General features: G+C 68.4%; 19 protein-coding genes and 1 tRNA gene. 11 read left to right on the forward strand and 9 right to left on the reverse strand.

What is annotated here, in order from left to right:
• Positions 1–73: 73 nt before the first annotated feature.
• Positions 74–421 carry a hypothetical protein gene (locus ACQ858_RS07395; protein WP_431276087.1) on the forward strand — a complete coding sequence of 116 codons (348 nt, stop codon included), beginning with the start codon at positions 74–76 and terminating at the stop codon, positions 419–421.
• Here ACQ858_RS07395 and ACQ858_RS07400 read toward each other — a convergent pair.
• Positions 400–948 carry a hypothetical protein gene (locus tag ACQ858_RS07400; RefSeq protein ID WP_431276088.1) on the reverse strand — a complete coding sequence of 183 codons (549 nt, stop codon included), beginning with the start codon at positions 946–948 and terminating at the stop codon, positions 400–402. The genes ACQ858_RS07395 and ACQ858_RS07400 overlap by 22 nt on opposite strands.
• A 15-nt stretch (positions 949–963) precedes the next feature.
• Positions 964–1,365 carry a GreA/GreB family elongation factor gene (locus tag ACQ858_RS07405; protein ID WP_431276089.1) on the reverse strand — a complete coding sequence of 134 codons (402 nt, stop codon included), beginning with the start codon at positions 1,363–1,365 and terminating at the stop codon, positions 964–966.
• A gap of 307 nt (positions 1,366–1,672) precedes the next feature.
• Between ACQ858_RS07405 and ACQ858_RS07410 the strand changes: the two genes are divergently transcribed.
• Positions 1,673–4,744, forward strand: a complete 3,072-nt coding sequence (locus ACQ858_RS07410; protein WP_431276090.1) for an ATP-binding protein — start codon at positions 1,673–1,675, stop codon at positions 4,742–4,744.
• A 54-nt stretch (positions 4,745–4,798) separates the two neighbouring features.
• Here ACQ858_RS07410 and ACQ858_RS07415 read toward each other — a convergent pair.
• Positions 4,799–4,872, reverse strand: a tRNA-Gly gene (locus ACQ858_RS07415).
• 217 nt (positions 4,873–5,089) lie between these two features.
• Here ACQ858_RS07415 and ACQ858_RS07420 point away from each other — a divergent pair.
• The gene (locus ACQ858_RS07420; RefSeq protein WP_431276091.1) at positions 5,090–6,076 is read left to right on the forward strand and encodes a glycosyltransferase family 2 protein; all 987 of its coding nucleotides are present in this window, start codon (positions 5,090–5,092) and stop codon (positions 6,074–6,076) included.
• Positions 6,073–7,470: a hypothetical protein gene (locus ACQ858_RS07425; RefSeq protein ID WP_431276092.1), complete on the forward strand. Its 1,398-nt coding sequence runs from the start codon at positions 6,073–6,075 to the stop codon at positions 7,468–7,470. The genes ACQ858_RS07420 and ACQ858_RS07425 overlap by 4 nt, the downstream gene beginning before the upstream one ends.
• Before the next feature lie 63 nt (positions 7,471–7,533).
• Here ACQ858_RS07425 and ACQ858_RS07430 read toward each other — a convergent pair whose 3' ends face one another.
• From ACQ858_RS07430 to ACQ858_RS07450, 5 genes are read right to left on the reverse strand one after another with little or no spacing between them, the layout of a single operon-like run.
• Positions 7,534–8,490 (reverse strand): SMP-30/gluconolactonase/LRE family protein, encoded by a 957-nt coding sequence (locus ACQ858_RS07430; RefSeq protein WP_431276093.1) that lies wholly within the window; start codon positions 8,488–8,490, stop codon positions 7,534–7,536.
• A 27-nt stretch (positions 8,491–8,517) separates the two neighbouring features.
• Positions 8,518–9,486: an ABC transporter permease gene (locus tag ACQ858_RS07435; RefSeq protein ID WP_431276094.1), complete on the reverse strand. Its 969-nt coding sequence runs from the start codon at positions 9,484–9,486 to the stop codon at positions 8,518–8,520.
• 8 nt (positions 9,487–9,494) lie between these two features.
• Positions 9,495–10,481 carry an ABC transporter permease gene (locus ACQ858_RS07440; protein WP_431276095.1) on the reverse strand — a complete coding sequence of 329 codons (987 nt, stop codon included), beginning with the start codon at positions 10,479–10,481 and terminating at the stop codon, positions 9,495–9,497.
• Positions 10,478–12,013, reverse strand: a complete 1,536-nt coding sequence (locus ACQ858_RS07445) for a sugar ABC transporter ATP-binding protein (protein ID WP_431276096.1) — start codon at positions 12,011–12,013, stop codon at positions 10,478–10,480. Before ACQ858_RS07445 ends, ACQ858_RS07440 begins: the two co-directional genes overlap by 4 nt.
• Positions 12,014–12,031: 18 nt before the next feature.
• Positions 12,032–13,153, reverse strand: a complete 1,122-nt coding sequence (locus ACQ858_RS07450) for a sugar ABC transporter substrate-binding protein (protein ID WP_431276097.1) — start codon at positions 13,151–13,153, stop codon at positions 12,032–12,034.
• A 201-nt stretch (positions 13,154–13,354) separates the two neighbouring features.
• Between ACQ858_RS07450 and thpR the strand changes: the two genes are divergently transcribed.
• From thpR to ACQ858_RS07470, 4 genes are read left to right on the forward strand one after another with little or no spacing between them, the layout of a single operon-like run.
• Positions 13,355–13,885 carry an RNA 2',3'-cyclic phosphodiesterase gene (thpR, locus tag ACQ858_RS07455; RefSeq protein ID WP_431276098.1) on the forward strand — a complete coding sequence of 177 codons (531 nt, stop codon included), beginning with the start codon at positions 13,355–13,357 and terminating at the stop codon, positions 13,883–13,885.
• A gap of 30 nt (positions 13,886–13,915) precedes the next feature.
• The gene (locus ACQ858_RS07460) at positions 13,916–14,887 is read left to right on the forward strand and encodes a diguanylate cyclase domain-containing protein (protein ID WP_431276099.1); all 972 of its coding nucleotides are present in this window, start codon (positions 13,916–13,918) and stop codon (positions 14,885–14,887) included.
• 8 nt (positions 14,888–14,895) lie between these two features.
• Positions 14,896–18,021 carry a PAS domain S-box protein gene (locus ACQ858_RS07465; RefSeq protein WP_431276100.1) on the forward strand — a complete coding sequence of 1,042 codons (3,126 nt, stop codon included), beginning with the start codon at positions 14,896–14,898 and terminating at the stop codon, positions 18,019–18,021.
• Positions 17,946–18,974, forward strand: a complete 1,029-nt coding sequence (locus tag ACQ858_RS07470; RefSeq protein WP_431276101.1) for an Hpt domain-containing response regulator — start codon at positions 17,946–17,948, stop codon at positions 18,972–18,974. Before ACQ858_RS07465 ends, ACQ858_RS07470 begins: the two co-directional genes overlap by 76 nt.
• Here ACQ858_RS07470 and ACQ858_RS07475 read toward each other — a convergent pair.
• On the reverse strand, positions 18,934–19,290 hold the full coding sequence (locus ACQ858_RS07475; RefSeq protein WP_431276102.1) for a DUF2784 domain-containing protein: 357 nt from the start codon (positions 19,288–19,290) through the stop codon (positions 18,934–18,936). The genes ACQ858_RS07470 and ACQ858_RS07475 overlap by 41 nt on opposite strands.
• A gap of 118 nt (positions 19,291–19,408) precedes the next feature.
• Here ACQ858_RS07475 and alaS point away from each other — a divergent pair, with 118 nt between their 5' ends.
• The 3 genes from alaS (at position 19,409) to ACQ858_RS07490 (ending at position 24,671) form a co-directional block, all read left to right on the forward strand.
• On the forward strand, positions 19,409–22,045 hold the full coding sequence (gene alaS / locus ACQ858_RS07480) for an alanine--tRNA ligase (RefSeq protein WP_431276103.1): 2,637 nt from the start codon (positions 19,409–19,411) through the stop codon (positions 22,043–22,045).
• A complete protein-coding gene (locus tag ACQ858_RS07485; protein ID WP_431276104.1) occupies positions 22,042–23,058 on the forward strand; it encodes a 2-dehydropantoate 2-reductase in 1,017 nt (338 codons plus the stop codon). The genes alaS and ACQ858_RS07485 overlap by 4 nt, the downstream gene beginning before the upstream one ends.
• Before the next feature lie 638 nt (positions 23,059–23,696).
• Positions 23,697–24,671 (forward strand): cytochrome P450, encoded by a 975-nt coding sequence (locus ACQ858_RS07490; RefSeq protein ID WP_431276105.1) that lies wholly within the window; start codon positions 23,697–23,699, stop codon positions 24,669–24,671.
• The last annotated feature ends 18 nt before the right edge of the window (positions 24,672–24,689 follow it).

Genomic DNA, 24,689 nt, shown 5'->3' on the forward strand with positions numbered 1-24,689 from the left:
CGGTGCGACGAAACGTAAACTACCTCCCCCGCCAATTTGGCGCCCGCCCCGCGCGTCTGAAGAGGAGTCCGCGATGCAGCCAGTTCTCGAAATTCGCAAGCTCGGGGAGCGCTCCTACACGTACGCCGTGCGCGCCACCGGGCCGACGGGGGCGCCGGTGCCCGAGGCCTGCTACGTCGATGGGGGGCTCCCGTCCTTCGCGGAATGCCTTCGCGACGCCGCGGAGGCGCTGACCTACTTTCCGCGCGTCTACGTCTGCTTCCAGGGCCGGTACGTCGGCGAGCAGCTCGTGTCGCGGCTCGAGAGCCATCCCGAGGCGGTGGTGCGCGATCTGCTCGTGCGCTATCTGGAAGGCGGTCTGTCTCCGCTGCCGGTGACGCCGCAGCGGACCGATGCCGCTCAGGTGTCCGCGGTTTCGTAGCGCGCGAGCCAGCTCCAAAACTCGAAGCGCGCATTCGTCGTGTCGCGCAGGAACTGCCGGTAGCCGATCAGGGCAGCGAGCGGCGCCTCGGCGCGCAGCACGAGACGATCGGCCTGCGGGTCTTCCTCGACCAGCCCGGCGCCACGGCGTGCCAGTTCCTCCCGCACATGTGCGGCGTGCGCGCGCAACACCTCCACGCGCACGAGCATCACGGGCTGCAGCCGTGCGCCGTCATGCGGGCGGACGGTGCCATGCGCGCGCGGCGTGCCGAACCGCGCCGAGGCGCCGAGCGCGGCTGCGACCAGCGGCGTGGCTTCCTCCAGCGCCTGCTCGTTCGCGGCGCACAGCGTGAGTTGCTCGCCGTCGTCCACCAGCAGGTAGTGGTCCGGCTTGGAGATCCATTCGGTCGCCGCGTTGTCGCGCAGCGCGGCGAGCTTCTGCGCATTGACCGACAGCGACTGCCGCAGCGGATAGGGCTCCAGCGCGCGGTCGTCGAGGCGGGGCTTGCGGGGCGGGTTCGTGCCCATGGTCGCTCGGTCCGCTCAGAGGGTGTATTGGCCGCTGGCCTCGGGCTGGAAGAGGATCTCCTCCACCCGTGCGCTGCGCTCCTCGCCGCCGGGCGTCTTCCAGTGCGCGACCGCGCCCAGGCGAAGCCCGATCAGGCTCATGCCGACCGGCGAAAGCACCGAGAGAAAGCCCTTGGCCGGATCGGCCTCGGGCGGGTAGCACAAGGTCATCTGGTCATGCTGGCCGGTTCGCGTGTCCACGAGGGTGATCTTCGAATGGACGGTCACGATGTCGGCCGGGACTTCGCGCGAGCGCATCACCTCGGCGAGGTCCAGGAGGGATTCGAGCGCCGGATGCGCCTTGGCATCGAGCAGCTTGCTCAGGCGGACATGATCGAGTTCGGTGAGCACGCGCTCGCCGTGAATGGTTGCGGTCATGAAAAAACTCTCCAGTCGAATGCGGCCGGATGGCGGCCGCTGTCGCGCGGGGCGGGAGCCCGGCGATCGATGGTTGCGCTAAAGAGGGGGAGAGGGGATCGCCGGGCGGAGGAGGGTGCGGCCGGCTGGCGCAGTCCCGCCATGCCGGCGATGGTCGCGGCGGCATGGTAGTTGGCGTGGAACGGAGCGGGAGCGCGCATGGACCCGGATTGTAGGCGGGGGAGAATCAGTGATGCCTTGCCCTGGATGTGGGTTCGACGCCGACGCCACCTTCGCTTTCTGTCCGAAGTGCGGGCAGCGTCTCGAGGTGGCGCCCCCCGAGCCCGAATCGGACCGCCGCCCGGTCACGGTCATGTTCGCGGATCTGTCGGGTTTCACGTCGCTCGGCGAATCGCTCGACCCCGAGGTGGTGCGCGCACTCCAGACCGAGCTGTTCGCGGAGATGGCCTCGAGCATCCAGCGCCTCGACGGCTTCGTCGAGAAGTATGTCGGCGATGCCGTGATGGCCGTGTTCGGAGCGCCGGTCGCGCACGACGAGGACCCGCTACGCGCAGTGAGCGCGGCACTGCTGCTGCACGAGCGGATCGCCGCGCTGAGCGAGCGCTGGCAGCTCCGCATCGGCCGTCCGCTGGCCCTCCACATCGGCATCAACACCGGCCCGGTCGTGGCCGGGCGCATCGGCTCGAATCCGGCCGCCACCTACGCAGTGACGGGCGACACGGTGAACGCCGCCGCGCGCCTGCAGTCCGCCGCGGGGGCGGGCGAGACGTTGGTGAGCCGCTCGACCTGGCTGCTCACGCAGCACGCCTTCGGCTTCGAGGAGATGCCTGCGCTGGTGCTCAAGGGAAAGAGCCAGCCGGTGATCGCCTACCGTCTCGGTGCCGCGCTGGCGCAGCCCCAGGCCGTGCGCGGACTGCGGGCGCATGGCCTCGCGACGCCGCTCGTCGGCCGGGACGCGGACCTCGACGCGCTGGTTTGCGCCTTCGAGGCGATGCGGGGCGGGCAATGCCAGTTCGTCAGCCTCGTCGCCGAGGCAGGCACCGGCAAGAGTCGGCTGGTGGCGGAGTTCATCGCGCAACTGCGCGCCTACGGCAGGCTGGACGGTGTCGCGGCGCGCAACGCCGCCTGCTCGTCCCTCGGCGAGCGGACCTACGGCGTGCCCGCGGCGCTGCTGCGCGATGCCTACGGCCTCTCGGAGCACGAGGAGCCGGGCGAAGCGCAACGCAAGATCGCGGCCGCGCTCGCGGAGCTGGGCGTGGACGCGCAGGAGCGTGAGCAGGTCGTGTCCTACCTCGGCTACGTGCTCGGCCTCGAAGGCGACGATTCACGCCCCCGCTATCTCGATCCGGAACAGCTCAAGCGGCAGATCTTCTCCGCGGTGCTCGCGGTCGTCCAGCGCCGGCTGCAGCGCGAGCCCGTGATGCTGATCGTGGAGGACGTTCACTGGGCCGACGCCGCATCGCTCGATGTGCTGCGCTATCTGCTCGACCAGCTGGGCGGCAAGCCCTTCATGCTGCTCGTCACGCACCGGCCGGCGCCTGAAGTCGGTGTGCTGGCCGGCGGGCCCGCGGCCCACACGCGGATCGCGCTGGAGCCGCTCTCGCCGGCATGCAGCGCAACGCTGCTCGACGGCCTGTTCGGCACCTCCCGGCGCACGCTGCCGGACGACCTTCGCATGCGCATCGTCGAGCATGCAGGCGGCAATCCGCTCTTCCTCGAGGAGATGGTGCGCGCGCTGATCGCCGACGGCGTGCTGTGCCACCAGGATGGCGCCTGGATCTACAGCCCGCGCGCTTCGGCCGAGCAGGTGCCGCTGACGATCCACGGTCTGCTGCTGGGCCGCATCGACCGCCTGCCGGCGCCTGTCCGGCAGACGCTGCGCGAAGCGGCGGTGATCGGCCCCGTGTTCGGCGAGGCGCTATTGCGGGACGTCGCGACCGCGCGCGCGCGCACCCTGGCCGACGCGCTGGATACGCTCGTCGAAGCCGGACTGCTGTCGGTGGTGCCGCCGTCGCCCGGCGCACCCGCACTGCCCGATCGGCAGTTCCGGTTCCGCCACGGCCTGTTCCAGGAGGTGGCCTACGAGACGCTGCTCATGAGCCGGCGCACCGAGCTGCACACCCGCATCGGCGAGGGACTGGAGCGCCTGTGCGGTGGCACGCCCCGGCATCTGGAGGAACTGCAGGCGCTGGCCCATCACTTCCGCCTCGGCGCCGACAAGCCGCGCGCGGTGCACTACCTGGTCGCCGCGGGCGACTGGGCGCGCAACACCTACGCGAACGCGGATGCGATCCGGCACTACGAGCTCGCGCTGGAGACGCTCGCGCAAGCCGGCGGCGAGGCTGCCGGACAGCCGCTGCAGATCCGCGAGCGGCTCGCCGACGTGCTGGCGCCGGCCGGGCGGATCGCCGACGCGACTGCGCATCTGGAAGCGGTGCGCGAGGGGCATTCGCTCGCGGGCGACCGTATTGCAGAGGCGCGCGTGCTGCGCAAGATCGCCGCGCTGCGCTGGGAGTCCGGGCAGCGCGACGAGGCGCGCCAGTGCCTGGAAGCGGGGCTCGCGCTGATGAACGACGCGCCGCCGCACCCTGAGCTGGCGTGGCTCTTCCAGAAGCGGGGCGAGCTGGCGTTTCGCAGCGGCGACAGCCATGGTGCGCTGGCGTGGACGCAGCGCGCCCTCGCGCACGTCCGCAAGCTCGACGCCCCCCAAGACGAGCCGGCGAGCCCGCACGGGAGCCGCGCCGTGGTCGCGCTCGCGCTCAACATCCAGGGCGTTGCGCTCGCCCGCCTGGACCGGTTGGGCGAGGCCGTCGAGCGGCTGGAGCAGAGCATCGATGTCGCGCGCGCCGCCGATCTGCCGCAGGCGGAGTGCCGGGCGCTCTCGAACCTCGGCGTCCTCTACAGCTCGAGCGACCCGCAGCGCGCCATCGACGCCTGCGAGCGCGGCTTGCAGACCGCCCACCGCATTGGCGACCTCGGCCTGCAATCGCGCCTCTCGGCCAATCTGGCGGTGGCCTACTGCACGCTGACCAACCGCTGCGACGAACGCGGGATGGTCGCGGCCCACGACGCGATCCGAATCGACCGGAGCACCGGGCAGCTCGACCATCTGGCCGTCTCGCTCGTCGTGCTCGCGCAGATCTACCAATGCCACGGCGATCCGTTGCGTGCGCTGCACTACTACAAGGAAGCGCTGGCACTGGCCGAGAAGTCGGGCGAGCCGCAGTTGCTCTTTCCCTGCTACGACGGCCTCGCGACGCTGCACCTCGATCTGGACAAAGGGGAAGAAGCCGAGCGCTACATGGCGCTGGCCAGCGACCTCTGCGACCGGGCGGGGCTCGATCCGGATGCGCTGGTCGTTCTGCCGTTTCTGGCGTAGGAACCCGGTCGGACTCGATGCCGAGGCGCCGGACCGGAAGGAAGGCGTGTTTCGTGGAGCGGGCGAAGGGAATCGAACCCTCGTATGAAGCTTGGGAAGCTGCCGTTCTGCCATTGAACTACGCCCGCGTCGGCTGCGGATTCTAGCGTCTCTCCAAATGGTGAGCCGACAACGATCCTCCAAGCGGGACGGTTTCCATGACGACTGACAGCATCGATCCGATCGAGAGTGATCGAGACGGTCTCGCAGCGGTCGAGAGCGATCGAACACCGTCGGACGACTACCTCGCCGAACGCTTGCCCTGTTATAAACGCAACCAAGCGCTCACTCGAACCGAGGAATCGAATGACAGCACTCAGCGTTGTATCGCAGCATGCCGAGTCACGGCCACTCCCCATGGCGCCTCGGGTCGCGGTGCTGATTCCCTGTTACAACGAGGCCGCGGCCATCGAGCAAGTTGTGCGGGGCTTCCGGGCCAGCCTGCCTCACGCCGACATCTACGTCTACGACAACAATTCGCGAGACGACACCCAGGAGGTGGCGCGCAAGGCCGGTGCCATCGTTCGTGTCGAACGCCGGCAGGGCAAGGGGAATGTCGTGCGTCGCATGTTCGCCGACATCGACTCCGATGTGTACGTCCTTGCCGACGGCGATGCGACCTATGACGCGAGTGCCGCGCCTGAAATGATCGCCCGCCTGATCGAAGAGGAGAACGACATGGTGGTCGCATGTCGGGTGCACGCCGCCGCGGATGCCTACCGCCGGGGCCATCAGTTCGGCAATGCCGTCCTCACCGGCTTTGTCGCCTGGCTGTTCGGCAAGAGCTTTACCGACATTCTCTCGGGCTATCGTGTCTTTTCGCGGCGCTTCGTCAAATCGTTCCCGGCACTGTCGAAGGGCTTCGAGACGGAAACCGAACTCACGGTCCACGCGCTTGAACTGCGCATGCCGGTCGCCGAAATGGAGACGCCCTACGGCGCCCGCCCACCAGGGTCGGTCAGCAAGCTATCGACCTACTCCGACGGCCTGCGCATCCTGCGTCTCATCCTCGCCTTGTACAAACACGAGCGACCGCTGCTGTTCTTCGCCGTGATCGCTTTTGTGCTGGCCGTGGTGTCGCTGGGGCTCGCCGCGCCGGTGATCATCGAATGGTCGCGCACCGGCCTCGTACCCCGCTTTCCGACGGCGATCCTCGCAACCGGCATCATGATCCTGGCCTGCCTCTCTTTGACTGCCGGCATGGTGCTCGAAACCGTCACGCGCGGGCGGCAGGAACTGAAGCGGCTGATGTACCTGCAAGTGGCTCCCTTCCAGCGGGGGGCTGAAGCATGAAATTCGTGATCAAGGCGGCCGCCTGTCTGCTGGCGCTCAGCGTGGTCTTCGTGATTCTGATGGTCGCCATCCAGACGCTCGATTCAGGAAAAGTGCAGGAGCGGCTTCGCAAGGACGTGCGCTACGGAGGGCTCATTGCGGGCAACTGGTATCCCGGCCCCTACGGGCAGGTCATGGACATGTTCACCGAATGCGTCGCGCTGAGCGCGGGCGCGGTCCCGGCCGAAGGCCAATCGGCGCTGACGCGCGCGCTCGAACACCGCTATATCGTCGGCCTCGATGGCGAGAAGGCCGATCCCTGCGGCGCCCTGGTCAGCAACCTCCGGGACGGCACCTCCGTAGAGACTCCGCCCTACGTGCGCTATTGGCATGGTTACGACGTCTATCTCCGGCCGATGCTGTGGGCGGGCATACCGCTGGCCCGCGTGCACTACATCAACCTGATCCTGCTCACAATCCTGAGCGTCGGCCTCATCCATGCATCCACGCGTCTGCTTCCGATGCCGATCGTGGCGGGCCTGCTGGGCACGCTCTTTCTGACGACCGACCTGTTCACCGTTCCGTTCGTGACCGTGCATGCGGTCGGCCTCATGGTCTGCCCGGCCTCGGCCTGGGCCGCCGCCGTGCATTTGAAGTCAAGGCCCGACGATATCGGTGGCTTGCGATGGATCGCACTGCTTTCGGGTGCTGTCTTCGCCTTCGTGGATTTCCTCGTCAACCCACCCCTCACGCCTGCCCTGATGATGTTCCTCATCATCGCGGCCACGCGCTGGAATCGTCCGGAAGTGTCCGCAAGGTCGCTCCTGCTGTCTTCCGCCAGCGTCACGCTCACATGGTTCTTCAGCTATGCGACGACGTGGATCGGCAAGTGGGTGATCAGCGCGATCTTCCTGGGGCCGCAGAAAGTGATCGACGAGGTTTTGTCGAACATCCTCAGGCGGACGGTGGGGGACCCGCAGGGCGAGATCGCGAAGCAGATTTCAGTGCACATCGGCAGTGCGACCTTCGCGAACATCCAGGCGCTGGGCTGGCCACTGTTCGTGCTTTCGCTTGCCATCGCGGCGGCGCTGCTCGTGTTCACGCTGGTTCGCGGGCGCTTCACGAAGGATCGGGTCGGCGATTACCTGATCGTGGCCTCGCCGGCCCTGATTCCGATCGTGTGGATGGAACTGCTGCGCAATCACAGCATCGTCCACGCATGGTTCGTCTACCGCAGTCTGGGATTGAGTCTGGGTATCGTCGTGGGCGCATCGATGTTCGTGCTTCTCGCCGCAAGGCGAGCGGCTTGGAGCGCGCCGGCCACCCGTCCCGATTCGATATTGGTGCCGTCCCGGAGGTTGCCGACCAAGGCGCCGCAGGGATCGGCCTTCTCGCCATCGAGGCGGACGATATAGCGGTGTTCGAGCGCGCGCGTCAGCGCCGAGGCCTTCGGTTCCCGCGCACCTGGAGCAGGAAGTTCATTTCGCGGTCCCTGTGATAGGGCAGGAACCGCTTCGGGGCGCCGCCCGCGCGTTCAGATACACCGCATAGAGCGAGGTCGTCGCGCAGATGAAGAGCCGGTTGAGCTTCGGTCCGCCGAAGCACACGTTGGCGACGACCTCGGGCAGGCGGATCTTGCCGATCAGCGTGCCGTCGGGCGCGTAGCAGTGCACGCCGTCGCCCGCGCTGCTCCACAGATGGCCCTGGGTGTCGATCCGAAAGCCATCGAAAAGGCCGTTGCCGCAGGTTGCGAAAACCTCGCCGCCGCTGAGACTGCGGCCATCCTCCCCGACCTGGAAGCGGCGGATGTGGCGCGGGCCGTCCGCGACATGCGTCGCGCCGGTGTCGGCCACGTACAGCAGCCGCTCGTCGGGCGAGAATGCAAGGCCGTTGGGTTGTACGAAGCCATCTGCAGCGCGCGCCACCGAGCCGGTTTGCGGGTCGATGCGCCAGACGCAGCGGTCGCCGATCTCGCTCGGCGCGGCGTCGCCTTCGTAGTCGCTGTCGATGCCGTAGCTCGGGTCGGAGAACCAGATGCTGCCGTCGGACTTCACCACCACGTCGTTGGGCGAGTTGAAGCGCTTGCCTTCGTATTGCGAGGCGAGCACGGTGCGCGAGCCGTCGTGCTCGGTGCGCGACACGCAACGCCCGCGATGTTCGCAGGAGACGAGTCGCCCTTGCAGGTCCACGGTGTGGCCGTTGGTGTTGAGCGCGGGCTGGCGGAAGACCGAGACCGAGCCGTCGGTTTCGTCCCAACGCATCATGCGGTCGTTCGGGATGTCGGACCACACGAGGTAGCGTCCGGCTGCGAACCACGCCGGTCCTTCCGCCCAGCGGCAGCCGGTGTAGAGCTTGTCGACGTGCGCGGCCGGGAAGATGAGCCGGCTGAAGCGAGGGTCGAGCACCTCGTAGCTCGCGGCGGTTTCGATCGTCATGAAGTCTCCTTGGGAATCCGGGCGCGCTCAGCCCGATTGCCGGCGGCCGCGTCCGTACACCAGCAGCATCGTGATGATGACGACGCCGTAGATGACCTGCCGCCCCATCTCGGGAATCTGCATCACCGAAAGAATCGATTGGAGCAGGGTGATCAGGATCACTCCGACGACGGTGCCCAGGTACGAGCCCTGTCCGCCGAGGATGTTGGTGCCGCCGAGCACCACGGCCGCGATGGCCGGCAACTGGTAGGCGTCGCCCATCGCCTGGTAGGCCTTGGTCGAATAGCCCGTGAGCAGCACGCCGGCGGCCGCCGAGCACGCGCCGGCGATCACGAAGCACAGCAGTGTCACGCGGCGGGTGTCGATGCCCGAGAGGTACGCGGCGCGCTCCCGGTTGCCCACCGCGTAGACCGCGCGGCCGAAGGTCGTGCGATGCAGCAGGAAGATCGTGATTGCTCCGACCGCGATCCACACCAGGAGCGCATTCGGGATGCCGAGCAGCGAGCGGCCGGTCGCGATCAGATGCATCGCGGGTGTGGCGCGGTCCTGCGGCGCGAAGCCGCCGGTCTGCACCACGATCAACCCTTGCGTGACTGCGTTGATGCCGAGCGTGAAGATCATCGACGGCACGCGCAGATAGGCCACGCCGATCCCGTTGACCAGCCCGAGTGCCGCACCGCACAGGATGCCGAAGGGGATCGCGATCACGGCGCCCGCGCCGCCCCACCAGCCCGCGGCGGCGGCCGACATCATGCCGCCCGCCGTGACCAGCCACGGCACCGAGAGATCGATGCCGCCGAGCAGGATCACCAGCATCGCGCCGGTGGCGATCACGCCGAGGAAGGAGGCGATCTGCAACTGCAGCAACAGGTACTCCGGCGAGAGAAAGTTCTTCGAATAGAGGCTGCCGACGAGCAGCAGCGCGACGGTGCACAGCGCGCCCGCGAGCACCGGCAGGTGGCCCGATCGCCTGAAGCGCAATGCCAGTGTGCTCATGCCGCGCCTCACCTGAAGATATCGAGCCGGTTGTTGACCTTGAGCAGCCGCAGCGACCCGAAGCTCACCGCGGCCAGCAGGATCACGCCCTGGAACAGAGGCTGCCAGAGCGGTTCGAGGTCGAACACGAAGAGCAGGTCGCCGATCGTGCGCAGCACGAGCGCGCCGAAGATCGATCCGATCGCGCTGCCGGAGCCGCCCGCGAGCGAGGTGCCGCCGATCACGACCGCGGCGATCGAGTTCAGCGTATAGACGCCGCCGATGGCCGACGACGCCTCGCCCGAGTAGGTCACGAAGGTGAGCAGCAGCCCGCCGATGGCAGCCAGCAGCCCGGCGAGCGTGTAGGTCACGATCTTTGCGCGGCCGATCGCGACACCGGACATGTAGCTCGCGGTCTCCGACGAGCCGATCGCCAGCGCCGCGCGCCCGGTCACCGAGCGGCGATAGGGCACCCACACCAGGAGCACCACGGCAACCAGCACCACCCCCATCGTCGGAATGCCGCCCGGCAGGGCGCCCGTGAGCGCATCGGCGAGGTCCGCCTGCACATCGCCGCCCGGCACCGGCCGCAGGCCCAGCGCGAGGCCGAAATAGACGATGCCGGTCGCCAGCGTGGTGATGATCGGCTGCAGGCGGCCGTAGACGATGATGAGCCCGTTGATGAAGCCGCACAGCGCGCCGGTCGCGAGCACCGCCACCACGCCGAATCCCGCCTGCAGCGGCGTGCCGATCGCGAGGTGCGAGGCCATGCAGTTCGCGAGCACGAACACCATGCCCACCGAGAGGTCGATGCCGGCGGTCAGCACCGGCAGCGTCTGCGCCATCGCGACGAGGGCGAGCAGCACGCCCTTGTTGGCCGCGGTGGTCAGCACCGGCGTGCTCCAGCCGACCGGATGCTTGGCGATGTAGAGCGCGAAGATCAGGACGAACATTGCCGCGGTCGCGAAGGTGGCGCGGTGCTCGCGCAGATGGAAGCGCCAGTCGGCGTGCGTCATGCGGCGCTCCGTTCGGAATGTTCGAGATTGAGGGCGCTCGACACCAGCGCCCGTTCGGTGAGTTCCGCGCCGGTGAGCCAGCGCACGATCCGCCCGTCGTAGAACACCGCGACGCGGTCGCAGCAGCCGATCAGCTCGGCGTAGTCGGTCGAATAGAGCATCACCGCCGCGCCTTCGTCGGCCAGCGCGCGCACCAGCGCGTAGATCTCCTGCTTGGTGCCGACGTCGATGCCGCGTGTCGGGTCGTTCAGGAGCAGGATGCGCGGCGCGTTGATCAGCCATTTGCCGATCACCACCTTCTGCTGGTTGCCGCCCGAGAGGGTGCCGACCGGATCGCCGGTGTCAGGCGCCTTGATCGACAGGCGGCGCACCATCCGCGAGACCGCCTCGGCCTCGTTCGCGGCGACCAGCACGCCGGCACGGCTGAGACGGTCGAGTGCGGCGAGGCTCAGGTTGTCCTTGACCGACATGGGCAGCAACAGGCCATCGGTCTTGCGGTCTTCGGGCACCAGCGCGATGCCGAAGCGATTGCTCTTGGCCTGCCGTGGATCGCGCACCGACGCGGGCCTGCCGTCCAGCAGCACCTCGCCGGTCACGCCGCGCAGCACGCCGAAAAGTGCGAGGAAGAACTCGCGCTGCCCCTGGCCGTCCAGCCCGCCGAGCCCGACGATCTGGCCGGGCCACACCGCCATGTCGATGTCGTGCAGCCGGTCGTTCCACGAAAGGGTACGCGTCTCCAGCGCCGGTGCGCCGCCCCGATCCGCGGCGCGCGGCGGCGGCTTGGGCGGAAAGGCATGCGCGATGTCGCGGCCGATCATCATCTCGATGGTTTCCGCGTCGCTGCGCGTGCCGGCCTCGAAGGTCGCGACATGGCTGCCGTTGCGGAACACCGAGCAGTCGTCGGCGAGCTCTGCGATCTCCTTCATGCGGTGCGAGATGTAGATGATCGCGAGGCCTTCGCTGCGCAGGCGCTTGAGCAGCGAGAAGACGCGCTCCACGTCCGCCGTGGTCAGCGCCGAAGTCGCCTCGTCGAGGATCAGGATCTTCGGGTCGCGCGCGAGCGCCTTCGCGATCTCGACCATCTGCCGCCGCGACAGCGTCAGGCTGTCGACCGGCGCGAGCGGATGGATGTCTTCCGCGCCCGCGCGCGCCAGCGCCGCTTCGGCGATGCGGCGCTGCGCCTTGCGGTCGATCAGGCCATGCCGGCGCGGCGGATTGGTGATGCAGATGTTGTCCGCCACGGAGAGGTCCGGCATCAGCGACAGCTCCTGGAAGATGCAGGCGATGCCGGCTGCGACCGCCTCCTGCGGATGCGAGAAGCGGCGCTCCGTGCCTTCCAGCACGATGCGACCCTCGTCGGGCCGCACCACGCCGGCCATGATCTTGATCAGCGTCGATTTGCCAGCGCCGTTCTCGCCGAGCACCGCATGGATGCGGCCCGGCGCGCAGGCGAAGCTGGCGCGCTCCAGCGCACGCACCCCGCCGTAGCGCTTGGAGACGTCGACCAGCCGCAGGATCGGTTCCAAAGCCAAAACGGCCCCTGTTGCCGCTCAGTTGTTCTTCTCGTCCTTCGACATGATGTCCGTCGCCTTGAGGTTCACGTCGCAGGGCGGGAAATCATTCGTGGTGAAGAAGTTGTCCGTGAGGTCGGGGAAGTAGTTCTCGCCCGCCTTGAAGTTCGGGTGCGTCGCCATCGGGATCGGCACCGAGATCATCTGCGGCATCACCTTGCCCTGCAGCGCGGCCACCGCGGCCTTCATCGAGATCGCGACCAGGCCCGGCGACTGGCCGAGCGAGGCGCACAACAGGCCTTCCTTCGCGTGCTCGACGCAGAGCTTGCGGAAGCCGTTCTCGGCTTCGCCGGCGACCGGGATCATCTTGTGCTTGGCGTCGATCAGCGCGCGCACCGCGCCGGTGGAGCCGCCCTGCACGAACATGCCGTCGAAGTTCTTGTGCACCGCCACTGCATCGGCGACCGCCTTCTGCGCGGTGCCGTCGTCCCAGTTGCCGACGACCTCGACCACCTCGAACTTGTTGCCCGGCGCCTCGACGACCTTGCGGAAGCCGAGGTGACGGTCGCGGTCGACCGAGTTGCCGGGCACGCCGCGCACTTCGAGCAGCTTGCCGCTCTTGCTCGGAATGTTCTTGACCACCCATTCGCCGGACTGCTGGCCGATCCCGAGCTGGTCCTCGTTGACCATCATCACCTGGTCGCTGTCGAGCACGTTGTCGAAGGGCACGACCACCACGCCGGCGGCGTTCGCGCGCTTGATCACCGGTGCGAAGGCGGTCGGGTTGACCGCGATCGTCACGATCGCGTCGTAGCCCGAGTTGATGAAGTTGTCGATCGCCGCGATCTGCGCCGCGACGTCGGTCCCGGTGGAGACGATCTTGAACTCCTTGATCTGCGACTTCATCTCCGGCGTCGCCGCGTAGGCCTTGGCCATCTTGATCATCTGGATGCGCCAGGTGTTGCCCACGAAGCCATTGGCCAGCGCGATGCGGTACGGCCCCTTCTTGGCCGGCCACTGGAAGTACTTGGTGTTGGCGTCCCAGGGCTTGAAGCAGGCCGGGTTCTCGCCCGGGCCGCTGACCACCGAAGGGCCGGCCGCCATGGCGGATGCGCAGGCGAACGCCGCGGCCGCGGCGACGATGCGGGTGCGAAAGATCATTGCTGTCTCCTTGTTCTGGACGTGGGACCCGCCTGAACGTGACCGCCCAAGGGGCGAAACAATGCCGCGCACACCTGCACATCGTCCTTTTGGGCAGGTTGCACGATCATCATACAAATCTGGCTTTGCACGTCCGGCTTGGGAATTACCCTTGCCGGGGTGCCTTTGGTGCCGCCGAAGCACGTAAGCTTTTGATTGCAGATGAACGCCATCCACGAATCGACGCGGCGTCTTTTCATCGGGCTGTTCCCCGACCCGGCCGTGCGTGCTGCCATCGAGGCGCATCGCAAGGCGTGGGCGTGGCCGGCCGGTGTGCGACTGACGGACGCTGCGCGCATCCACCTCACGCTGCACTTCCTCGGCGAGGTGGAGGGCCCGGGCGAGTCGCGCCTCGCGCATCGCCTGGCCGACGTGCGCATGCGCGCGATGACGCTGCTGCTTCGCACGCCGCAAGCGTGGCGCAACCCCATCGCCGTGCTGATGCCCGACGCGCACGAAGGCCTGCGCGCGCTGCATGAGGACGTCGTGCGGCAGGTCGAACGTGCGGGCTTCGCCGTGCAGCCCGAGCGCTGGGTGCCGCATCTCACCCTTGCGCGCAGGACGCGCGGTGCGGTGCCGCCGGCCGGGATGGTGCCGATCGCCTGGCAAGTGAATGAATTCGTACTGGTGTGCTCGCACACGACGTATCCGGCGCGCTACGAGTTCATCGCGCGCTATCCCGTGCAGGGCTGATCGTCAGGATGCTTGCGGCAGAATCGACCGATGAAGAAATTTCCGGTGGAGGCGAGCCTTCTTCTCGTCGATGACGATCCCAACATCATTCAGGTGTTGAGCCGGATACTTTCTGATTACTCGACCCTTCGTTTCGCCACCAGCGGTGCCGACGCGCTGCAACTGAGCAAAGAGGCGGTGCCCGATCTGATCCTGCTCGATGCGCAGATGGGCGACATGAGCGGCCTGCAGGTCTGCGAGGCGCTCAAGGCCGATCCGGCATTGGCCGATGTGCCGGTGATCTTCGTCAGCAGCCACCAGGAATCCGAGCTCGAAGTTGCGGTGCTGCAGATGGGCGCGGCGGACTTCATCCGCAAGCCGTTCGATGCGCAGCAGGTGCTCGCGCGGGTCGACACACAGCTCAAGCTCAAGCGGCTGTCGGACGACCTGCGCCGGCTGTCGCGTATCGACGGCCTCACGGGGCTGGCGAACGAAGCTGCCTACACCGAGACGCTCGAGCGCGAAAGCGCCCGCGCGGCGGAAGCGCGGCAGGCCATTTCCGTGGTGCGGCTCGAGGTCGATTTCTTCCAGTCCTTCGAGGCGCTCTACGACCGGAAGGCGACCGATGCCTGCCTCGCGGCCGTCGGCGATGCGCTGCGCCGCAGCATGCGGCGGCCGGGCGATGTCGCCGCGCGGCTCGATCGCGAGCGCTTCGCACTGGTGCTCCCCGACACCTCGGCCGAGGACGCGCTGAATGTCGCCAACCGTGCGCTGCGCGCGGTCGAGTCGCTCGACATCGCTCACCAGGGATCGGCGGTTTCGCGCCACGTCACGTGCAGCGCGGGCGTGTCCTGCGTCGACGCGGCGCGGCGTGACGAACTGACCGCCGCGGGTGTCACGGCAGTCGACGCGCTCGGCGCGGCGGCCGCGAAGGCGCTCGAAGCTGCCATCGGTGCGGGCCGCGCGCAGGCTTCGCTGGCGGCTCACGACGAGGCGCCGGCCCCCAATACCGACGCGGGCTGAACAGTCCCGTGGGGATTCGTGAGTCCGCGCGGTCGCTGGTCTGGCTGATCGTCGGCCTTTGCGGCGCGGCGGGCGCCGCACTGCTGCAGCTTCGGTACAACGAGTCGCTGGCGCAGGAGCGCTTCGATGCGCTCGCGCGGCGGGCGCTGGAGCAGCTCTCTTCCCGCATGCACTCGTACGAGATCGGCCTGCGCGGCGCGCGCGGTGCGGTGATCGCCGCGGGCGGAGAGGTTGGCATCAGCCGGCTGCGTTTCGCGCAGTTCGTGGCCTCGCGCGATCTGGAGCGCGAGTTTCCGGGCTCGGGCGGCTTCGGCTACATACGGCGCGTGCCGGCCGCGCAGGAGGCCGCCTTCGTCGCTGCGGCGCGGCTCGATGGCAAGCCTGATTTCCGGGTCCATCAGCTCGGCCCGAACGAGGGCGAGCGCTTCGTCGTCCAGTTTTTCGAGCCTTCCGATCCGAACAGTCCGGCGATCGGGCTCGACATCGCCTCCGAGCCGAAGCGCCGCGCCGCTGCCGAACGGTCCATGCGCACCGGCGAAACCACGATCACCGCGCCGATCACGCTGGTGCAGACCGAGCCGGCGAACGCCGGGCTGCGCTCGGTGCTGATGCTGCTGCCGATCTACCGCGCGGACGCGCAGCTCGGCAGGCTCCAGCAGCGGCAGCGCCGGTCATCGGCAGCGCGCGGCACGCCGGACGAGGTCTTCGGTTGGGCCTACACGCCGCTGCGGATCGACGAGGTGCTGAAGGGCTTCGATTTTCAGGACGGCGATTTCGCGATGTCGCTGATCGACGCGACGCGCGGAGGCCGGCCCGAGCGCTTCTTCACTTCGCCGGCGCAGCCGGGCACGCAGAAGATCGGGCTTCAGGCCTCGCTGCCGCTGCAGCTCTATGGCCGGACTTGGCAGGTGGAGATCACGGCGCAGCCACGCTTCATCAGCCAGCTCAACCTGCGCAGCCCCTGGGCGATCTTCCTGATCGGCTCGGTGCTTGCGCTGCTGCTGGCGCTGCTCTCGTTCGTGGAGCAGGCCATCCAGCGGCGCAAGGAACGCGAAGGCGAGCAGCGCTCGCGCCTCGCGGCCATCGTGACCAGCTCGAACGACGCCGTCATCGGCTGCCGGCTCGATGGCCGGATCACCGACTGGAACGCCGCGGCCGCGAAGATCTTCGGCTACAGCGCCGAGGAGGTACAGGGCCGGCCGCTGCAGTCGCTGCTGCTGCCGCCGGACTGTGCGCAGGAAGAGGAGACGCTGCTGCGGCACATCGCGGACGGCAAGTCGGTCGCTGCGTTCGAGACTTTCCGGCGGCATCACGACGGATCGCCGGTGGCGGTGTCGGTGGCCGCGGCGCCGATCCGCGCGGCGGATGGCCACGTGATCGGTGTCGCCGAGACGATGCGCGACATCACGCACGAAAAGGAGACCAAGGCGCGCATCCTGGAGCTCAACGCCACGCTCGAGCAGCAGGTGCAGGAGCGCACTGCCGAACTGGCGGCGTTGTCGCAGCGCGAGCGCGCGATCCTGGAAGGCGCGGCGAGCGCGATCATCGCGACCGACGTCGGCGGCGTGGTGACGCTGTTCAATCCCGCCGCGGAGGCCCTGCTGGGCTACTCGGCCGCCGAGGTCGTCGACCGGATGGAGATGAACAGCTTCCACGATGCGTTCGAGGTCCAGGGCCGGGCCATGGCGCTGACGACCGAGATGGGGCGGCCGCTCGAAGCCGGCGAGGTCTTCGCGCCCGCGCCCGGCACCGGTCGCGCCCAGGCGCGGGAGTGGACCTATGTGCGAAAGGACGGCAGCCGCGTCCCGGTGCACCTGAACGTGAGTCCGCTGCGCGATGCGCAAGGCACGGTGGTCGGCTTCATCGCGATCGCGACCGATCTGTCGGAACGCAAGGCGGCCGAGCAGCGCCTGCGATCGAACGAGCGCTTCATGCGCATCGTGACGGACAACATCCCGGGCGTGGTGGCCTACTGGACGCCGGACCTGCGATGCACCTTCGCCAACAATGCGCACGAGCGCTGGGTGGGCCGCAAGGCCTGGGAGATGCCCGGCCTCACGATGGAGGAGCTCCTGGGACCGGTGCGCCTCGGCGAGAACCAGCCCCTGATCCGCGCTGCGCTCGCCGGCGAGGACCAGCGCGTGATGCGCACCCGCACGATGGCCGATGGGAGCGTCGTGCACTACTGGCTGCATTTCATTCCGGATCGGGACGACGCCGGGGTGGTGCAGGGCTTCATCACGGTGGCGGTGGACGTGACCGACATGCGCGAGGCGCAGGCGCAGGCGGAATCGGCGAGCCGTGCCAAGAGCGAGTTCCTCGCGAACATGAGCCACGAGATCCGCTCGCCGCTCAACGCCGTGCTGGGGCTGGCGTACCTGTTGCGCCAGACTGCGCTCGACGATCGCCAGCGCGAGCTGCTGCAGAAGATACAGACCGCCGGCACCGCGTTGCTCGGCGTCATCAACGACATCCTCGACATCTCGAAGATCGAGGCCGGCGAGATGGTGATCGAAGAGACCGAGTTCGGCCTGCGCGAGCTGCTCGAAGGCGTCATCGAGATGGCGGCGGTGGCGGCCGGCAACAAGCAGATCGCGCTGCGGCTCGACGCGGACGAAGACCTGCCGCAGCGGCTGCGCGGCGACGTCACGCGCATCCGGCAGATCCTGGTGAACCTGCTGAGCAACGCGGTCAAGTTCACCGCCCGGGGCTCGGTCCGTCTGCGCGTGCACGCGACGGCGCGCGACGAGCACCGGGTGCGGCTGCGGCTTGCGGTGACCGACACCGGCATCGGCATCGAACCCGCCTTGCTGGGCCGCCTGTTCACGCCTTTCACACAGGCCGATTCATCGACCACGCGGCGCTTCGGCGGCACCGGGTTGGGTTTGTCCATCGTCAGGCAGCTCGTCGAGCTGATGGGGGCGAGATCGGCGTCGCCAGCACGCCGGGCGTCGGCAGCGAGTTCTGGGTCGTCCTGCCGCTTGGCGTGGTCGGCGATGACGATGCGTTTCCGATGCCCGACCAGCCGCATCCGGTTCGGCGACTCGAGGGAGCCCGGGTGCTCGTGGTGGACGACAGCGCGATCAACCTCGACGTGTGCCGCCACATCCTCGAGCAGGAGGGCGCGCGCGTGAGCCTGGCTTCGGACGGCGCCCAGGCCGTCGAGCAGCTGCGCGCCGCACCCGATGTCGATGCGGTGCTGATGGACGTCCACATGCCGGTGCTCGACGGCAACGAGGCGGCGCGGCGCATCCGCGGCGAACTGGGATTGCGCGATCTGCCCGTGATCGCGTTGACCGCGAGCGCGCTAATCGCCGAGCGCGACCGCGCGCTGGAAGCCGGCATGACGGATTTCATCAGCAAGCCCTTCGAGGTGGAGGCGCTGGTCCGCACCGTGCGTCGCTGCCTGGAGCGCGTGCGCGGCGCGCAGTCCGCGGCGCTGGTCGAGCCGCTCGCCGCCGGCACGCCGCCGCCGGACTGGCCGCGCATCGAGGGCATCGACACGGCGGATGCTTTCGCGCGGCTGGTGGGCGACAAGGCGCTGCTGCTGAGCGTGCTGCGCGGGCTTCTCGGCGAATACGGCGATCTGGCCGCGCCCGCGCAGAGCGAGGACGGCATGGACGACGCCCTCCGGGCGCGGCTGCACAAGCTGCAGGGGAGCGCGGGCGTGATCGGCGCAGGCGATATCCGGCGGGCGGCGCAGGGCGGCGAGGCGGCGCTGAAGGCCGGCGACCGAGCGGCGGCCGGGCGCGCACTCCATGCGCTGAGCGCAGCGCTGCGCGCACTCGAGGCGTCCGCTCGTCCGTGGCTCGATCCGAAGGAGGGCGCGCGCGAACCGGAAGAAGCCCCGCCGATCGATCCCGAAGAACTTGCCTTGCTGGTCGATGCGCTGGACCGGCAGGACCTTGCCGCCATGCCCTGGTTCGAGGAACTGAGTCCCGCGCTGCGCGCCGCGCTCGGGGAGGTGCGCTTCGCGCAGATCGACGGCGCGGTCCGGTCACTCCAGTTCCGCAGCGCCGCCGCGCTGCTGCGCGACGCATCGCGGGTCAGCGACGCAGAAGCAGTCGCGCATACACCACGAGATTGAGCAGCAGGGCGAACGCGCCCAGGCCGATCTGAACGCCGCGCGTGAGCCCCTCGGGGTAGATCGCCGCGAGCAGGTAGTGCTCGATGAAACCGCCGCCGTAGCCGGCTTGGCCGGCCGAGCGGCGGAATTCGTTCTCCAGCGGCGTCAGCGGACAGATGCCGCCCGACCCCTCGATCCAGATCGCCCAGGCGACCGCCGGCAGATGCAGCCACGCGAGCCGCGGCCAGCGCCACACCCCTGCACCGCCCGCGACGACGAAGAGGATGAACACGCCGTGCAGCACCAGCACGGCGTCGGCCAGGATGCGTTCGAGCATGGGGCGAGATTCTTCCTCAAACCTATAATCGAATGTTCAAGCAGATCAAGCAGTTAGGTGGGTTCGATGCAGGTGCTGCCCCGCAACCGGCCGCCTTTGCAACAAGCCAGATTCCAAGATGAGCCAGCCCACTTTCAGCGTTGCCGACATCCGCAAGACCTTCCTCGATTTCTTCGAGAGCAAGGGCCACACCGTGGTGCCCTCCAGTTCGCTGGTGCCGGGCAACGACCCGACCCTCATGTTCACGAACTCCGGCATGGTGCAGTTCAAGGACGTGTTCCTCGGCAGCGACAAGCGCCCCTACGTGCGCGCCGCCTCCGTCCAGGCCTGCCTGCGTGCGGGCGGCAAGCACAACGACCTCGAGAACGTCGGCTACACCGCGCGCCACCACACCTTCTTCGAGATGCTGGGCAACTGGAGCTTCGGCGACTACTTCAAGCGCGAGTCGCTCAAGTGGGGCTGGGAGCTGCTGACCCAGGTCTACAAGCTGCCGGCCGAACGCCTGCTGGCCACCGTCTACCACGAGGACGACGAGGCCTACGACATCTGGACCAAGGAAATCGGCATGCCGCCGGAGCGTGTGATCCGCATCGGCGACAACAAGGGCGGCCGGTACAAGTCCGACAACTTCTGGATGATGGCCGACACCGGCCCTTGCGGCCCGTGCAGCGAAATCTTCTACGACCACGGTCCCGAAATCCCCGGCGGCCCGCCGGGCAGCCCTGACGAAGACGGCGATCGCTTCATCGAGATCTGGAACCACGTGTTCATGCAGTTCGACATGAAGGAAGACGGCAGCGTCGTGAACCTGCCCGCGCCCTGCGTCGACACCGGCATGGGGCTGGAGCGTCTCGCGGCGATCCTGCAGCACGTCCACAGCAATTACCAGATTGACATCTTCGACGCGCTCATCAAGGCGGCCGCCCGCGAAACGGGCTGCGCCGACCTCGCCAACAACTCGCTGAAGGTGATCGCCGACCACGTCCGCGCGACCGCTTTCCTCGTGGCCGACGGCGTGATTCCGTCGAATGAAGGCCGGGGCTACGTGCAGCGCCGCATCGTGCGCCGCGCGATCCGCCACGGCTACAAGCTGGGCCAGAAGAAGCCCTTCTTCCACAAGCTGGTGCCCGACCTCGTCGCGCTGATGGGCGACGCCTATCCCAAGCTGCGCGCCGACGCGCAGCGCATCGTCGAGACGCTGAAAGCGGAAGAAGAACGCTTCTTCGAAACGCTGGCCAACGGCATGGAAATCCTCGATGCCGCACTCGCCAATGACGCGAAGGTGCTGCCGGGCGACGTGGCGTTCAAGCTGCATGACACCTACGGCTTTCCGCTCGATCTCTCGGCCGACGTGTGCCGCGAGCGTGGCGTCGCGGTCGACGAGGCCGGCTTCAACGCCGCGATGGAAAAGCAGAAGGCAGCCGGCCGCGCGGCGGGCAAGTTCAAGATGGAACGCGCCGTCGAATACAGCGGTGCGGCCAATGCATTCACCGGCTACGAAAGTCTCGAAGAGAAGGCGACCGTCGTCGCCCTGTACTTCGAAGGCGTGCCGGTCCAGCAGTTGGCCGAGGGCCATTCCGGCATCGTCGTGCTCGACACCACGCCGTTCTATGCCGAGAGCGGCGGCCAGGTGGGCGACCAGGGCGTGCTTGCCGCCGAGGGCGTGCAGTTCGGCGTCGCCGACACACAGAAGATCAAGGCCGACGTGTTCGGCCACCACGGCACGCAGACAGAGGGCACGCTCAAGGTCGGCGATGTCGTGACCGCCCGCGTCGACACCCGGCTCCGCGCCGCGACGATGCGCAACCACAGCGTCACCCACCTGATGCACAAGGCGCTGCGCGAAGTGCTCGGCGGCCATGTTCAGCAGAAGGGTTCGCTCGTCGATGCCGACAAGACGCGCTTCGACTTCGCGCACAACGCGCCGGTCACGCAGGACCAGATCACCGAGATCGAGCGCCGCGTGAACGCCGAGATCCTCGCCAACGAGGCGACGCAGGCGCGCGTGATGGACCTGGAATCGGCCCAGAAGACCGGCGCCATGATGCTCTTCGGCGAGAAGTACGGCGAGACGGTTCGCGTGCTCGACATCGGCACGAGCCGCGAGCTGTGCGGCGGCACGCACGTCGCGCGCACCGGCGACATCGGCCTGTTCAAGATCGTGAGCGAAGGCGGCGTGGCCGCCGGCGTGCGCCGGATCGAGGCGGTGACCGGCGCCAATGCGCTGGCCTACCTGCAGCAGCTCGAAGCCACCGTGAACAGCGCGGCGGCGACGCTGAAGACGCCGGTCTCCGAACTGCAGCCGCGTCTTTCGCAAGTGCTCGAACAGGTCCGTGCGCTGGAGCGCGAAGTGGGCGCGCTCAAGGGCAAGCTCGCTTCCTCGAAGGGCGACGAGCTGGTCGCGCAGGCGGTCGATGTCAACGGCATCAAGGTGCTCGCGGCCAAGCTGGACGGCGCCGATGCCAAGACGCTGCGCGACACGATGGACAAGCTCAAGGACAAGCTCAAGACCGCGGCCATCGTGCTCGCGGCCGTCGATGGCGCGAAGGTGCAGCTCGCGGCCGGCGTCACGTCCGACACCATGGGCAAGGTCAAGGCCGGCGAACTGGTCAACTTCGTCGCCCAGCAGGTGGGCGGCAAGGGCGGCGGCAAGCCCGACATGGCGATGGCGGGTGGCACCGATGCCGCCGGCGTTCCGGCCGCGCTGCAGTCGGTGCAGGGCTGGGTGGCCGAACGACTCCAAGCCAAGGGATGAACGAGGAGTCGGCGGTCGATGTCCTCGTGATGGGGGCGGGCGCGGTCGGGTGCTACATCGGGGGCAGCCTTGCGGCTGCGGGCGTTCGTGTCGGCTTCGTCGGGCGCCCGCGCGTGATCGGCGCGCTGGATTCGCGTGGCCTCACGCTGACGAATCTCGAGGGCATCCGCCACCACGTGCCAGCGGGACTGATCCGCGTCTACGAGCACGTCCCGACGGGCGTTCGTCCGGGGCTGGTGCTCCTGACCGTCAAGAGCGGGGCGACCGCCGAAGCCGCGGCCGAGCTCGCGGCGAAGCTGCCTGCCGGCACCGCGGTGCTGTCGCTGCAGAACGGCATGTCGAACGCCGCCGTTGCTGCCGAAGCCGCGCCGGGGCTCAACGTCCTGCCGGCCATGGTTCCCTACAACATCGCCGAACTCGGCCCCGGCGCCTTCCATCGCGGCACCGCCGGTCGCCTGGCCGCGAAGGACGATCCCGTGCTGCGGCGCTGGGTGGCGGTGTTCGAGCGTGCGGGCGTGCCCATCGATCTGCATGCCGACCTCGTGCCGGTGCAGTGGGGCAAGCTGCTGATGAACCTCAACAACCCGGTGAACGCGCTGTCGGGGCTTCCGCTGCGCGAGGAATTGCTGGAGCGCGATTACCGCCGCTGCCTCGCCGCACTGATGGACGAGGCGCTGGCCGCACTGGCCAAGGCGGGCATCGAGCCCGCGCAGCTCGCGGCGGTGCCCGCGCGCAAGCTGCCGGGCATCCTGCGCCTGCCGACCCCGCTGTTCCGCCTGGTGGCCGCGCGCATGCTGCGCATCGATGCCAAGGCGCGCTCGAGCATGGCGGACGACCTGGCGCTCGGTCGCCGCACCGAGATCGATGCGCTCTGCGGCGAGGTGGTGCGCCTCGCGCGCAAGCATGGCGGCGAGGCGCCGCGCAACGCGAAGATGGTCGAGTTGCTCGAGGCGTGGCCCGACAACAAGACGCGCTGGGCCGCGAACCAGCTGGCGGCGGAACTGGGGCTGTAGGCGCGCAGCGCAGCCCGGTCCCCAAGCTTGGGGAGGCCGGTGATTGACGAGGGTGGCATCGCGCATCACCATGGGCATTCGCCGGCTCCGGAGTCCTTCCGGAGTTTCTTGTCCCGGTGAAGAAGACGGCCGAATCCGTTCGCGGAGGGACCCATGCAAGAGCTGCTGGAAAGACCGGTAGAGCGGTCCTGGGCATCCTCATTCGATGGCGCCGACGGTGACGTCGATGCGATGGGCATCGAGGATCGCCTGGCGCTGGCCCGTCAGCGCGCGGAGCGCCATGTCTTCGATGTCGAATCGCTGCGCCTGCACGGGATCAAGGCCTGGTTGGCGGGGGTTGCCGCGAATCCGCCGCCCTGGGTCTTTGCCTTTCTGCGTGCGGTTCTCCCGGTGCTTCGGCTTCCCGGCTGGCGCTACATCGGCAAGATTCCCGTCCCGAAGTTCGAGCGCTGGGTGCTGCTGACGCGCGATGAAGATGTCCGCGAGGTCCTCGGGCGTGCCGACGTCTTCAAGGTCCCGTGGGGACAGGACGTCCGGCTGCTCAATGACGGGGAGGCGCCGGGCACCCCTTCATCCTGGGGCTCGATACGGGCGATCCCGAGGAGGCCGCGGCGTATTGGCTCGGCCTCGAGCAGGTCATGCAGGCCTTCCGGCGCGATGACGTCGAGCGCATCGTGCGGCCGTTGGCCGAGGACTGCGCGACGGACATCGTCGAGTGCGCCGGGGGCGACCCGTTCGACGCCATCCAGACGCTGTTCGTCCCGCTTTTCGTCGATACCTGCGAGCGCTATTTCGGTGTGCCGGTCCCGCGGACGATCCGCGGGCAATTCTTCCAGTGGACGGTGGCGGTGAGCGGCCTGCTGTTCGGGCCGCCCTACGAACGGGATCGTGCGTGGGCCACGGCCGAAGCGGGCGCCGACCGCGTCGCGCAGTTCGTGGATCTCGCCATCGCGGAGGCCATCGAGCAGGTCGCCGGGAACCCCTTCGCTGCGCGGCGCGACGACCTCGTCCTGCACCGGCTGGCCCGGCAACACGTCAAGGATCCCGACGGCATGAGCTGGCCGACCATGCGCGCGATCATGGTCGGCATGATCATGGGCTCGGTTCCCACGAACGCGCTGGCTGCCGGCCACATCCTGGAGATCCTGCTGTCACGTCCCGAGGCGATGGAGGCCGCGCGCGCCGCCGCCCAGGGTGGCGACGACGCCCAGCTGTCGCGCTGCCTCTTCGAGGCGATGCGCTTCAAGCCGCTGAATCCGGGCCCGTGGCGGCGCTGCGGCAAGAACGCGTACGTCGTGGCCCGGGGCACGTCGCGCGAAACCACGATCCGTCCCGACACGGTGGTTCTGGCGAGCACGCAATCGGCCATGCTCGATCCCCGCAGCGTCGATCGACCCGAGCGCTTCGACGGAACGCGCGACCCGGCCGTCTCGCTGCTCTTCGGATATGGCTTGCACTGGTGCGTCGGCAAGGCGATGGCCGATGCCCAGATCACGCAGGGGTTCAAGGCGCTTCTGCGGCAGCAAGGGCACTTGATGCGTGCGCCGGGCCCGGCCGGGCGGATGCGCCTGCTGGGTCTCTTTCCCGAGCACTTGTCGGTGCAGATCAGATAACGGAGCAGGGCAGGCCCT

The organism is Variovorax ureilyticus, assembly GCF_050632185.1.
GTDB lineage: Bacteria > Pseudomonadota > Gammaproteobacteria > Burkholderiales > Burkholderiaceae_C > Variovorax > Variovorax ureilyticus_A.